Annotated in this window: 12 protein-coding genes; all 12 read right to left on the bottom strand. The window is 63.5% G+C overall.

The features are described from left to right. Nucleotides 1-2: 2 nt before the first annotated feature. The 12 genes from ISP20_RS19815 to ISP20_RS19760 all read right to left on the bottom strand — a co-directional run bounded on the left by ISP20_RS19815 (nt 3) and on the right by ISP20_RS19760 (nt 13,097). Entirely contained in the window at nt 3-413 is a 411-nt protein-coding gene (locus tag ISP20_RS19815) for a hypothetical protein (protein ID WP_204637867.1), read from the bottom strand. Continuing rightward, nucleotides 410-1,033 carry a hypothetical protein gene (locus tag ISP20_RS19810; RefSeq protein WP_204637866.1) on the bottom strand — a complete coding sequence of 208 codons (624 nt, stop codon included), beginning with the start codon at nt 1,031-1,033 and terminating at the stop codon, nt 410-412. Before ISP20_RS19810 ends, ISP20_RS19815 begins: the two co-directional genes overlap by 4 nt. Nucleotides 1,034-1,044: 11 nt before the next feature. Next, nucleotides 1,045-2,808, bottom strand: coding sequence for a putative porin (locus ISP20_RS19805; RefSeq protein ID WP_204637865.1), 1,764 nt, complete (start codon nt 2,806-2,808; stop codon nt 1,045-1,047). 61 nt (nt 2,809-2,869) lie between these two features. Then, complete coding sequence (locus ISP20_RS19800) at nt 2,870-3,544, bottom strand: TonB C-terminal domain-containing protein (RefSeq protein WP_204637864.1); 675 nt, start codon at nt 3,542-3,544, stop codon at nt 2,870-2,872. A 17-nt stretch (nt 3,545-3,561) separates the two neighbouring features. After that, nucleotides 3,562-3,966 carry an ExbD/TolR family protein gene (locus ISP20_RS19795; protein WP_046973016.1) on the bottom strand — a complete coding sequence of 135 codons (405 nt, stop codon included), beginning with the start codon at nt 3,964-3,966 and terminating at the stop codon, nt 3,562-3,564. A gap of 10 nt (nt 3,967-3,976) precedes the next feature. Beyond that, on the bottom strand, nt 3,977-5,770 hold the full coding sequence (locus ISP20_RS19790) for a DUF2341 domain-containing protein (protein ID WP_204637863.1): 1,794 nt from the start codon (nt 5,768-5,770) through the stop codon (nt 3,977-3,979). 59 nt (nt 5,771-5,829) lie between these two features. Next, a complete protein-coding gene (locus tag ISP20_RS19785; RefSeq protein WP_204637862.1) occupies nt 5,830-7,428 on the bottom strand; it encodes a ShlB/FhaC/HecB family hemolysin secretion/activation protein in 1,599 nt (532 codons plus the stop codon). Nucleotides 7,429-7,972: 544 nt separating this feature from the next. Beyond that, a complete protein-coding gene (locus ISP20_RS19780) occupies nt 7,973-8,941 on the bottom strand; it encodes a FecR family protein (protein ID WP_204637861.1) in 969 nt (322 codons plus the stop codon). A 4-nt stretch (nt 8,942-8,945) separates the two neighbouring features. Beyond that, entirely contained in the window at nt 8,946-9,455 is a 510-nt protein-coding gene (locus ISP20_RS19775; protein ID WP_239536205.1) for an RNA polymerase sigma factor, read from the bottom strand. A 42-nt stretch (nt 9,456-9,497) separates the two neighbouring features. Next, on the bottom strand, nt 9,498-10,133 hold the full coding sequence (locus ISP20_RS19770) for a secretin and TonB N-terminal domain-containing protein (protein ID WP_204637859.1): 636 nt from the start codon (nt 10,131-10,133) through the stop codon (nt 9,498-9,500). Nucleotides 10,134-10,522: 389 nt separating this feature from the next. Next, a complete protein-coding gene (locus ISP20_RS19765; protein WP_204637884.1) occupies nt 10,523-11,017 on the bottom strand; it encodes a hypothetical protein in 495 nt (164 codons plus the stop codon). 460 nt (nt 11,018-11,477) lie between these two features. Beyond that, nucleotides 11,478-13,097: an alpha-L-fucosidase gene (locus ISP20_RS19760; protein WP_204637883.1), complete on the bottom strand. Its 1,620-nt coding sequence runs from the start codon at nt 13,095-13,097 to the stop codon at nt 11,478-11,480. Between the last annotated feature and the right edge of the window lie 74 nt (nt 13,098-13,171).

Here is a 13,171-nt window from a genome sequence, read left to right as displayed (position 1 = left end):
ATTCAATGCCCCGGGCCCAGTTGTACGGCGGGTGGTGCGGGAGCCGCGACCGGCGGACGTTGCGGATACACCGATTTGCCGAGGTTGGAGCCCATGCGATGGCTCAGCGCGGAAAAGTTGTACTGACCCACCTGCCGGTTCGACGGCTCGTTCGCCACCGCATCCAGCGCCGGCTGCGGCGCTACGGGCTGTTGCGAGCCCGTGGCCAGTGCGCGGCTGAGACAGTCGAACGCCAGTACGGCATGCTGGTTGATGCTCACGTCCACGCAGCTGGGCGAGGCGACCGATGAAGACGACGGCGGCGTTTCCGCCGCCGTCACCTGTCCGGCGCATGCGGTCGCCAGAACCCCGATAAACACGATGAACCACGGTCCGCCCGGCGGCTTTCGCACGCCTGCGCACGATGCCTTCACGGCTGCGCCGCTCCTGCGGCGGGCCGATAGCGTTGCTCGTAAAGGCGGTCGCCGTACCCTTGCGCCGCGTTCTCCAACTTCACCCGAGCTGACGCGGCGAACGGTTGGCGGGACGCCACTATGGTGCCCATGTCGACATGCGCATAGGCATCGACCACTTCGTTGCCGATCGTGTACAGCGCCTCGTTGCGTGCCGTGCAGGTAGCCAGTTCCTTATGGGCCGCGTCCAGCTGCGTCGTCAGCATCGTGTTGCGCGCCTGCTGATCCTGCAGGCGCGATGCGTTCTCCGCGACCGCCTTGCGGTTCTGCTGCATCCCCTCTTCCGCACGCTGCCGCGCATCGCGCTCGCTTTTCAACGCCGCGCCGTCGCCGGCCGCGCCGGATTTGTAGCCAGCCAGCTCGGCCTGCGCCTGTTCCAGCGCCTTGCGGGCCTGGTCGCGCTCGCTCTCCGCCGAGGCCTTCTGGGCCTGCCAGCTGGCCTGGTCGTTCTGCAGATCCTGCAGCTGGCTGCGCGCATCACGCAGCTGGCTGCGCAACTGTTCTTCCAGCGTCTGCGCGTGCAGCGAACCCGCCAGCCCGAGCAACACGAGCAACAGGGCGATACGTGACTTGGCTTTCATGGGCAACCTCCTCAGAACTTGGTGTTGATCTCGAGCTGCACCACGTCGATCGACAGCGGCGGCCCGTACACCTGCTTGGCATTGAAGTAGCGCGCCGACAGCCAGGTGCGCGTGGCAATGCCGTAGTCCGCCGTGAAGATGAAGCCCTTGGCGTTGGTACCGCCGAGGTGGAAGTTCACATCGGTCAGTCCATCGAGCACGGCGTCCGGCTGCAGATACTTGTAGCCGAAGGTGACGTTCCAATCGTTCGCGGCCATCGGGTTGGGATTGCCCAGGATGCCGCGCACCAGCCAGCCCACCGGGCCGCTCTTGTACGGGCCGGTCTCCGTCGCCGTGGTACCGCTTTCGTAGTTGTTCACCGGCGTACCGAGGCCATTGGCGTAACGGGTCAGCGCATCCTTGGCGTGATAGGCCATGTTGCGCACGTAGTCGGCCTGGATGCGTGCCGGCGTCTGCCCGATCTTGAAGTCGAAGGTGGAGGTGACGTTGGCCAGGTGGTAGTCGTACGACAGGCCGACGAACTGCGGCTGCGCGTAATTACTCGGCGAGGCCGGGTCGGGCACGATGTCGCGCAACAGGAATAGCGTGTTGCCCTTGAGCATGTAGGCGGGCGCGTCGTCGTCCGTGCTGCAGTAGTTGATGCCGGTGTAGATGGGGCACGGTTCGGACAGCTTGCCGCGCATGCCCTCGAAGAAGTAGTACGCCACCGCGGCGCTCCACTTCATGTCCTCGTCGATATGCCAGGTCGCGCCCAGCTGCAGGGCCGACAGCCAGCGGTTGTCCGAGTGGTTCTTGTCGTAACCGAACGCCTGCGTCGGGCTGTTGTTGCCGGTGTACTGGATCGGAAACAAGCCGGCGGTGGCGAAGCTCTCGAAGTCGCCGTCGATCGGCACGTTGAACTTGCCGGCGACGCCGTCGAAGTTGAGTTCCGGCGAGTAGATCAGGTCGGTGGCGAAGAACGGATTGGCCATGCGGCCGGCGGTGAGCGAGCCCCAGCTGTACGGCTGCCACTGGATCCATGCGCGATCCAGCCAGAGGTCCTTCTTGACCAGGCCGCCGCCCAGGGCCTGCGTGGTCGAGACCGGGCTGTTGTCGTTGCCGGTGCCGATACGCACGCCCGCCGTCACGGTGTCGGCCACCTTGGCCGTCATCGCCAGATGCGCCTGCATGTCCAGGATCGACATGCGGTTCTGCTGCGAATTGAGCAGCGGCGGGTTGACGCCCTGGGCGATCTGGTTGATGTCGAACGGACCGTTGCGATTGAGCGTCGCGTAGTCGATGAAGTACGGCGAGTTGCTGCGGCTGTACAGCCACGACTCGTCGCGCACGCGGATATCGCCCGACCAGCTGATGCGGTCCAGCCATTCCGGCAACGCATTGGGCGTGGCCCAGTGCTCGCTCTTGGCCTGCGCGACCACTTCCTGCTTGACCTGCTCGCGGATCTCGTTGCGCACGCTCTGCGGCACATAGGTGACCCGCACGTCGCCGGGTTGCGCGCCATCGACCGGCGGTTTCGCTGCCTGCGCCGTGGCCGCCGTGCGTTGCGCCTGCACCGCTTCCGCATTCGCCTGCGAAATCAGGCCGTCGGCGTCGGACTGGCTGATCAGACCCTTCTTCACCATCAGCCGGATCAGGTTGATAGTGGCGTTGGGCGACGGTGCGGCATCCTGCGCCAGCGTGGACAGAGAGGTGACTGCCAGCAGCGTGGCGATGCTGGCGCACAGTGCACGGCGCTTGAAGCGCGCGCCTGCGCGCTGAGCATTCCTGGAACTCATGACTTTCTCCAATGCGTGGTGTTGCCCTGCGGCAAGCAAGGGAAGAACAAAGACGGGGTGTTCATACCGGTCGGCGTCCGCGGATGGCGGCGCGTATCGGCATGCGCATGGTGGGTGGCGGCGGCGTATCGACATGCAGGCCCTGCAGCACGTCGATCAGCGCGCGATCGGTGGTGGACGAGCCGCTGGGCGTGATCAGTTCGATGCGCGACACGCGGCCGTCCGGCTCGATCCACAGGCTGGCCTTTACGTCGAAGGCGAGCCGGCGCGTACGGTCGTCGCGCTCGATCGCCTGCTGCAGCGCGTAGCCCAGGTATTGCTCGTAGGAAGCGCCGCCGACACCGTTGCCGCCGCCGCTGCCGACCATGCCGCCGCCGTCGCCCGCACCGATGTTGAACGAGTCGTTGCCGGCCTGGGCAGGGCCATTGATGGTGACCTGCTTGGCCAGATCCGGCGCCTGCTTGGGTGCATCGACGGGTTTCATCGGCTCGTTGAGCTTGGGCAATTCCTGTTTGGTCTCTTCCACCTTTTTCGGCTCGGGAGGCTTCTCTTTCGGCGGCGGTGGCGGTGGTGGCAACGGCGTGATGGTGGCGATGCGCGGCGCCGAGCGGCGCACGCCCACCTGATGCCCTGCCAGTTGCCAAATCAAAAGTCCGGCCACGATCACGACAGCGGCGACGACGATGCGTCCACGCCAGCGTTTCCATCCGCCATTGCTTGGTGCCGGTGCGTTCATGGCTGGCCCTCGCACCGTCAGCCTTGCTGCTTGCCGGTGACCAGGCCGACCTGCGAAAGATCCAGGCGGCGCAGGAGGTCGAGAATGTCGACCACCTTCTGGTACTGCACATTGGAGTCGCCCTTCACGATCACCGGGAAATCGGGCGTCACCGCTTTCTGCGTGCGCAGGCGCTGCTCCAGTTCGCTCAGGCTCACCGGAAACGCATCGAGGAAGATCTGCCCGCTATCGGACACCGTGATCGCCTTGGTCTGCGGCTTGGCCAGGCTGACCGACGTGCTGGCCTTGGGCAGGTTCACCTTCACGCCCTGCACCGAGGCCGTGGTCATGATGATGAAGATCACCAGCAACACGTACGCCAGGTCGAGCATCGGCGTGATGTTGATGTCGTCGTACGGCTTGTCGTCGTCTTGAACCTGCATGGCATGCTCCTCAGGCGGTGACCGTGGTCTGGTCGATATCCCGATGGAGCTCGGCGAGGCGCGTGACGAATTCGTCGACGAACACCTGCATGTTCGCCGTCACCGCCTTGTTGCGGGTCAACAGGTAGTTGTAGCCAAACAGCGCGGGAATGGCGACGAACAGGCCGGCCACGGTCGCGAGCAACGCAGCGGAGATACCGGGCGCGATGGCGTTGATGTTGACGTCGCCCGCCGCGGCAATGGCGGCGAAGGTGATCATCACGCCGACCACGGTGCCGAGCAGGCCAAGGAACGGACCGCCGGAGATCGCGATGGTGAGCATCACCATGGAGCGCGACAGCTTCTGGTTTTCGCGCACCAGGGTGGAGTCCATCACGGCGCGGATCGCTTCGATCGACTCGCTGGCGATCACCACGCGCCCGTGGCTGTCGCGGCGGCGCCACACTTCCTTCTTGCCCACTTCATACAGGCGATACAGCGAGGAGTCGGAAAATTCGTTCGCCAAGTTCTGTCCGTCGGACATGCCCAACAGGTCGCTGCCCAGGCTGCGGAAGCGATCGATGAAGCGATCGTTGGCATTGGTGACGCTGCTGACATAGCGCCCCTTGTTCCACATCACCACCCAGGAAACCAGCGCCATCACCAGCAGGATCGCGATGACCACCCACGCGTCGACCGTCACCGATTTCACGATGATGCCGAAGTAGCCGAAGCCGAAGCCGGACTTCTTCTCGTCTTCGCCGTACTGCAGCAGGCGCGACTCGGCGCCCTGGGAGGCGGCATCCATGGCGATCAGCGCAGCGGGACGCGCCACCCGCGATAGGCGCAATTCGTCCAGTTCGCCGGTAAGGTTGGCGAGCGCCGATCCGGCGACTGCCGTATCGCCACCCAGCGTAGCGGCCGTGCTGAACGCAGGCATCGATGCCGCCACTTCACCGTAAGCGCGGCCGTTGACGTAGAGGCGGACATGGCCCGCTTCGCCGGTCACCGCAAGATGCGTCCACTGGCCCGCCTTCAGCGGCTCACCGGCGGGCGAGCGCTGCGATTGCTCGCCGTCCACTTCGACGAACGGCGCACCATCGGCCAGTCCGATGACCAGCGCGCGGCCTTCCTGGCGGCGCACATAGATCGCCGTGGGCGCCGTGGGAACCGCATCGAGCTTGATCCAGGTGCTGAAAGTGAAGCCGCTGCCGTCGGTGGTGTTGAGCGACGTGCTCGCCGGCACTTCGACCGGCGTGCTTCCGTCGAATCGCGCCGCGCGGCCGACCACGCCGCCGTCGACCGTGCGCACCGCACCCTTCGGCGCGTTGTTGGCATAGGCCGTGGCGTCCTTGGGCGGCGTGCCGGCACCTTCATCGAAGTGATAGACCGCCGTGTAGTCGGCATCGAACGTTGCCGCGCCGCTGCTCTGCACCGGCGCCTTGCTGTTGCCGTAGTACATCCAGATGGTCTGCTGGCCGTTCGTGGGCAAGTCGGCGCTGTCCACCCAGACCTGGCCGACGCCCATCACGGGATCGAACGTTTCCACTTCGTAGTTCAGCGGCGTCTTGCCATCGGCGGCGATGAAACGCAGGTCGGCGCCGTTCTTCGCCACGCCGTCGAACTGGAAGTTGCCCGAGTGCAGGCGTATCAACAGCGGTACGCGGCCGGTGGCCGGCGTCATGCTGGCACCCTTGGGCGTGGTGTCGATGGTGATCGGCTTTCGATAGGTCCAGTCGTCGTTCCACCAGGCGACGTCGGCGGCCTGGACGGGGCGCGCCATCCACGAAAGGCATAGCAGGCATGCAAAGATCAGGTAACGCATCGTAGTTCCACCCTTAAACGTCGGGAATCCATGGAGTGAGCGAGTCATGGCCAGGTCCTTCACAGGTTGGCTTTCAGGCTGAAGAGCACCTGCCCGTTGCGCGCGCGTGTGCGCGTGCCGTCATGCAACGGATAAGCGAATTCGATTTCGCCGCTGAGCATCCGGAACACGCTGAAACGCGTGCCGACGCCGGTGCTGAGCAGGTTGAAACGGCTTTGCTGGTCGGGCAGCGGATCGATCAGCAGCACGCGGCCGCCGTCGAGAAACAGATGGAAGCGCCAGTCGTCGACGAAATGCCCCACGGCACCGGCCAGCGACGGGCTGCGCAATTCCACCGAAGCCACCGCGCCGTTGTCGCCGGTTTCCTCGGCGGACAGATAGCCGCGCACGCTGCTCGCGCCACCGGCCGCAAACTGTTCGCTGGAGATCAGCGGCGAATCGGACAGCTGCACGCTGCCGCGCACGGCGAGGGAGAAGTCGCCGCCCAGCAGGTGGGTGTAGTTGAGATCCGAATGCACGTAGATGTAGTTGTCCTTCGCCTTGTAGCGAAGGTTGTCGAATTCGGTGCGCGAGCTGCCCAGGCCGCTCCAGCCCAGATTGCCGGTCAGCGAGAAACCGAGGCTTGAACGCTCGCCGCTGCGTTGGCCGCTATAGGTGATGCTGAGCGGGTCGTAGGTGATCGGCACCTTGGAGGTCTGCTCGCCCAGCGTGATGTTCTGGTCGAAGTGCTTGTGGCTGATGCCGAACGAAAGCGACTGGCTGTACGCACCGAGCAGCGGCAGGTTCCGCGTTGCCTGCAGGGTTTCGGAATTGCCCTTGCCCAGCACCGTGGTGCCGCCCAGCGTGTTCGCGTTGCTGTTGGACTTGTAGCCCGAGCCCAGCAGCGACCAATCGCTGTTGAGCGGCGCAAGGTACGACAGCGCATAGACCTCGGCCGCATGGCGATCCTGCGGCGCAACGATATACGTGGCGGAAATCGTGTGGCCCGCCTGCCACAGGTTGTCGTAGCGGACGTTGGCGACGGTGCGCAACTCCGGCGTGTCGGCGCTGTGGTCGTTGTTCACTTCCACGCTGGCGTGCAAGGGGTACGTGTCGTTGACCTTCAACGTCACGTCCATGGTCTGCGGCAGGCTGCCGGGCTTGAGCACCGGCACGACCTGCTGGCCGGGCTGCGTATTGACCTGCGCCAGTTCCGCCTGCGCCTGCGTGAAGTTCGGCACGCGTCCTTCGGCGAGCGCGGGCACGGCATCGCGAATGGCTTCGGGCGAGTGGTATTTCGCGCCTTCCACGCGCACGCGGCCGATGCTGTTCTCGGTTACCTGCAACAGCAGCACGCCATCCTTCACTTGCTGCGGCGGCAGTTCCACCACCACGGACTGGTAGCCCTTGGCCTGGTAGACCTTCTGCAACGCATCGCGGGCCGCGTGCACGTCGTCAAGACTGCGGCCCGGACCGAGATACGGTTCGACGGTCTGCTCGATTTCCACCGGGTCCAGCAGATGGTTGCCGCGCACTAGGTATTCGTTCACGTCGAAACGTGCGGGCGGCTGGGCCGTGTTGCTGGCTTGCTCGGCGTGTGCGGCGCCATAGGCGCACATCAACGCGAATACCAGCGGCTTGAAACGCCCGCGCCACGCCATTCCCTTGCCGTCGTTCATGCGCACACCCGCCCCCTGAGCGCTCGCGCTACGCTTCGCGCGAGCGCGACGTGCGAGGGTACGCCTGCGGTTCTAACCAAAAGACGACAAACGCATGTCCGATTCGCGTCGCCTGTCTCGGCGGCACTCGAGTAGCTGCCGTGCCGGGTCGGGCAAGCCAGCCTGCGTCGACGAAAAGTGCCGCGCTCCCTTCCACTGGATGGCCTTCCCAACATCCCGATGTCGCTCGATCCTTTCACGCAAAACCTTCCCTGGGCCAGGCCGTGCGGCCTTGCCCTTCCCTCTCGTCAATACGGCCGTCCGGAGCGGGTCCGGGCGGAAGAGAAAGTGGGCATCCAAGCCCCAGCATTTGTCCTTGCCCAGAAAGACGGCCTGCCGATGAAGGGACTGAACCAAGTCACGAAAAATTCATGTCAGCGACTGTTTCAGCGGTTTTGCGCGGCAACGGAAACCAAACTGTCATTCAAGCCGTCACGCTCACACGCGCACGCACCCACGCCGCGCCTGCCGAGAAGCGGCGATGTCTACGACAAAGGGAGAAAGATCAGCTGACCAGCACGATGCCGCCGGGCAACGAGCGCACGGACGCACCAAAGGCCTGGTGGATGAGCGAGGCGACGTCGCCCAGCTGGTTGAGCGACACCTGGGCGTGCACCTTGCGCGACGCCAATTGGTCGTTGGTCAGGATGATCTTGCCGGGACGGTAGCGGTTGATCTCCGCAATCACTTCGGAGAGCGGCCGGTCGTCGAAGACCAGTACGCGGCGACGCCAGGCGATCGCTTCGTCGGTATCGGCCGGCGCCACCGGCGACAGCCCATCGCTGCCGTAGCCGGCTTGTTGGGCGCGACCCAACGACTCCGACCGTCCCTGGTAAGCCACGCGGATGTTTCCGTCCAGGCCGGTCACTTGGACCCGGCCATCAAGGCAGCGCACGTTGCAAAGCGCGCCCGAGGCCGCGTGGATGCCTCCCTGCAAAGCCTTCACTTCGAAGGCACCGGCATACCCGTCCGATACCTGCAACTGGATTTCCCCCGTCAGCAATTCGATGCCTACGGCGCGCCCTTCCGACCTGCGCACATTCATCGCCGTCTGCGTGTTCATTTCCACCACGACGCCGGGGCTCACTTCGATCTGCCGCTGCTCGCCGGTGGCGGTACGGTAATCCGCCATCACGTCCGGCAAGCTGGGCCACATATGCAGCGGCGAACGGGCCACCAGCAGGGCGGCCGACGCGGCTACCGCGCCGCCCAGGAAGGCGCGGCGCGTCATGCGTCCGTGCCTGGCGACCGCTGGCTCGCGTTCGCGCAGTTGGCGCCCGGCCGTGCCGAGGTTTTCCCACAGGAGCCGCGTTTCGGCGAATGCCTGCGCGTGCGCCGTGCTCTGTGCGCACCACTGCTTGAAGCCCGCGGCATCGTTGGTGGTGGCACGGCCTGAGGTCAGTACAAGCAGCCAATCGCGCGCCTCGCGATGAAGCGCCGAAGCGTGACCCTGGACGGAAGAACGTGAACTCATACCCTTAAGACTCTTTTCCGGCCCCGGGACCGAACCGCTGAACCACACGACGATCGAGACGCTGTCCACAATGTTCGAGCGCCCGCTTGAGCTCCTTGCCCACCATGCGCACCGAAATCCGGAAGCGGTCGGCGATTTCCTGCTGCGGCAGGTCGTCGACCCGGGCGGCAATGAGGATGGCGCGCTGCCGCTCGGTCAGCTCGCCCATGGCCTGCTCCAGTGCGGCCACCTCGATCCGCGCATGCACGATCCGCGCGGGATCGAGCGCGTCGTCGGCGAAGTGCAGCAGCTCTTCCACTTCTTCGCCGGTCAGATAGCGCGAATCCGCCTGGCGCTGGTCGGCGGCGACGTTCAACGCCATCCGAAACAGATAGCCCTCGGGGTTGTGCGATATCACCGAGGTATCGCCCATCCGCTCCACCCGCAGATAGGTTTCCTGCAGCACGTCGTTGACCAGTTCGTCCGACCCCAGGCGGCGGCGCAGGCGCCGCCGCAGTTCCGGCCGCCATTGCATGAACAAGCCCAGCAGCGAGAGCGATGACGGCTCCATCGCGGCTCAGGCTCGCGAGGCGACGGGCGCCCCGCAGGTCGACGCATGCGGTTTTCCTGCCGGCAATAGCAGCAGCGTCATGGGTTGATCCAGGCCGGCCGGCGGCGGCTCCAATCGCACGCCTTCAAGCGCGCTGCTGATCGCGGCATCGCGCGCCTGTATTCCGGTGCTGCCGAGCAAACGTACGCGATCCACCCTGCCCTCATCGTCTATCCATACTTGTAATGCCAGCCGGTAGGTGCCGGGCTTCGCATTCGGCAGCTGGCACAATTCGCGTTCCAGCGACGCCTGTACCGCAGCACCGTAACCCTCCCAGGCATCGTCGTTGGCCGCTTGAGAGCCGTTCTCGCCCATGCTCTGCGTGCCATTGCCCCCGGACGATTCGAGCGTGAATGCCTTGTCCGATGCATAACGCTCATGCAGACCCGTGCCCGCCAGCAACCGACGAAGCGCGTCTTCCGCGGCGAATTCACCGCGCACACCCGGCGATACCTTGCCGAGCAGCAGCCGCTCGTCGACCAATAACGATTGCCCCGTGATATCGCTGAACGCCTTCACCGCGGCGCTCAACGGCTGCGGGCCAATGTCGAACTGATAGATGCCGGCCGCCGTACTGGCAGCCGTGCCGGCAGAAGACTGCAATCCACCTGCATGGCTCGTCCCCCAACAAAGCCAACCCGACAACACGAGCATCCACCAAGCGTGCGACATGACGTGCATCCAGAAGACCGAGTGACTGCCGCTTGCGTTGAACGCCGCCACTCGAATATCCCGAAAAGACTAACGTTAACTTATGTCAGTTGGATAACGCGACACTCAATATCGCTGGATTAAACCTTTGTGAATGTGACGGCCAAGATGTCCAATCGGTGACAGTGGCTGCATAGCCGGGCTGCCCACTTTGCATCCTTATGGCACGTGTCGCCGAGGTTGGGCAGAGACCAGCAGACCAGACACAGTCAAGCAGGCCCCTGAAGGAGCCTGCTTTCCTTTTCCACATTATTTAGAACAGCGTGACCGCTGCCTGGAGATTACTTCTGCTGGGAACCGAGCTTCTCGCTCAATGCACCGCCGAAAGGCGTCGCATCGCTGGTGACAAGGCAGTTGTAATCCTTGCCCTCGTTAAGAACCAGCACGGACGACTTGGCTCCCTTGAAGTCCAGGCCGATCGAGAACAACACGTAGTTGTTCGGCAGTACCGGCGGACGAAACGCGCCGAACGCATACTGGCCTGCAATACCCAGCGGCGGCATGTTCACGGTGAGCTGCAACGGCTGCGTAGCCTTCGGCGACGGCAAGGACGACGATGCGGTCATGATCATCGACTGTGCATCGATGGAGTACTGCGTCGTGACGGTAATGCCCAGATACCGGGAACCCGGGGCCGACACCTGCTTGCGGCAGGCTTCGACGTCTTCCGGCTTCTTATCTTCCTGCCCGGTCTGCAACGTCGCGAAGACGTGAGTCAACTTGACCGATGCCTTTCCTTGGACAGGTGCCGCGAAAGCAGCGCTGCCAAAAGACATGGCGATCGCGCCACAGGCCAGGAAATAACCTAAACGACGGCTTTTAAAGCGCATATTTTCCCCTTGATTATTGAGTGAGATACAACCGAGGCATTCAACCAATGCTAATCGCAAGAAAACACGGATGGCCAAAAAGCGCGCATTATTCAATGGCAATCGAACCCCTGTTCGATTACGCACAAAGACGCAATGAATCACGCCGACCGAAGCCGGCGCGCCAAGGCCATGAATAGCAACACCTAAAGGACGTCAAAAGCCCAATCAGCCGAAGCTTGACGGGGCGCTGAGCCCCATCATTGGCCGACTAAACCTGATACCTGAATTCCCCAAATAGCGGCGAGAAGCTATCACGCAATTGCGTGTAAATGGCGTGAATAATCAACGAAGGGCCGCCTGAGCTGAGGCTTTCGTTTCTGTTGCTATAAATAAGATCACTTATGGATCGGCGTATGCCGTCGCGTTAGCGCTGTTCTTTCAAATCCATTCGACCCGACGCCACCTGGGTATCGATGCGATACACGTAGGCATGTAATCCTGATGGACGCTTCGGCAACTCCAGATGCAGGCCGTCTGCGTTCTGCCTGAAGGCGATCGATGTGCCTGTTGCCAGCAGCGTTACCTTCCGAACCGCCATGGAAGGCGTGATGGAATGAATCACCGCCTGCCCATTCGCAGGCCACTCCATCTCGATGGCATAGAGGTGGCCATCGTGCGTGGTGAACCGGAAGTCTTCCGGCGTATAGGGCTTGGTCTTGGTGTCTTGCATGGTGCCGGCGGCGACCTGGGTTGGGCCTTCGCCGAAGCGCTGCCAGGGTCGCGAGCCGTAGATGGCATCGCCGTTGAGCTTCAGCCACTGGCCCACGGCGAGCAGAATGCTTTTTGCCTCGTCGGGAATCGTACCGTCGGCCTTGGGACCGATGTTCAACAGCAGGTTGCCGTTCTTGCTCACTACGTCGGCGAGCAGTTGCACGATCTCGTCGGGCGACTTGTAGGTGTCGCCCTCGGCGTAGCCCCAGGAGTCAGGGCTCACGGAGGTTTCGGTCTGCCAGGGCTGCGCAAGGATATCGGCCGCCTGCCCTCGCTCGATGTTCAAGGTGCCGGTGCCGGGCATCATGTTGTCGAGCTTGTAATTGAGCACGACGCCTTGATCGCGCGATGCCGCCTGGTTGTAGTAGAAGGCGGCAAATTCGGCGAGCGCCCCGCGAAAACGCGGCTGGCCCACCCACCAATCGAAATACATCAGATCCGGATGGTAGTCCTGCACGATTTCAGACGAACGTGCGAGCCAGTCGTTGAGATAGGCATCCGAAACGAAGGTCCAATCGACGTCCTTGCCATCCGCACCCTTGGCCGACTCAGTCGGATGTGCCGGCCCGTACAGCGCGGCGTACTTGGGGTCGTTGACGTCGGAATCGAAGCTGCGTCCGTACTCGTAGAACCAATCGTGTTCCGCGCGATGGGAGGAAAGGCCAAGCTTCATGCCTTGCGCGCGAATCGCCTTGGCCAGCTCGCCGATCACATCGCGATGGGGCCCCATCTTCACGGCAGTCCAGTCGGATAGCTTGGAGTCGTACATGGCGAAGCCGTCGTGGTGCTCGGCTACCGGAACCACGTAACGCGCACCTGCCGCATGGAACAATGCCGCCCATGCCTGCGGATCGAAATGCTCTGCCTTGAAGCGCGGGATCAGGTCCTTGTAGCCGACCTGCGGCATCGCTCCATAGGTGCTCACCTGATGTTGGTAGTAATTGGCGTACTCGCCGCCGCGTTCGTACATATGGCGCGGATACCACTCGCCCTTGTACGCCGCCACGGAGTACACGCCCCAGTGGATGAAGATGCCAAACTTCGCATTCTGATACCACGCCGGTGTGCGATACGCGGTGAGGCTTTTCCAGTCCGGAGACATGGGGCCTTGCCAGGCTACCTTATCCGTTTGCGCGAGAACGGACTGACGCGCGCCATCGAAGGGGCGGTTCGCATCCACCCATTGATGTTCGATCGTTGCTGCGTCCGGCGGCACAAAAGCTTTCGGTGGATCGCCGGCAACGGCCGCTGTTGTACATAGCGCACACGCCATGCCTAACCAGCGCCGGCCACGGTGTCGAGTGATCTTCTTCCAGGACGGCATACGCCTCACTCCTTGATCCACAC

Origin of the sequence: Dyella kyungheensis, assembly GCF_016905005.1 — a bacterium.
Lineage (GTDB): Bacteria > Pseudomonadota > Gammaproteobacteria > Xanthomonadales > Rhodanobacteraceae > Dyella > Dyella kyungheensis.
This window is presented reverse-complemented; position numbering and strand designations above follow the sequence as displayed.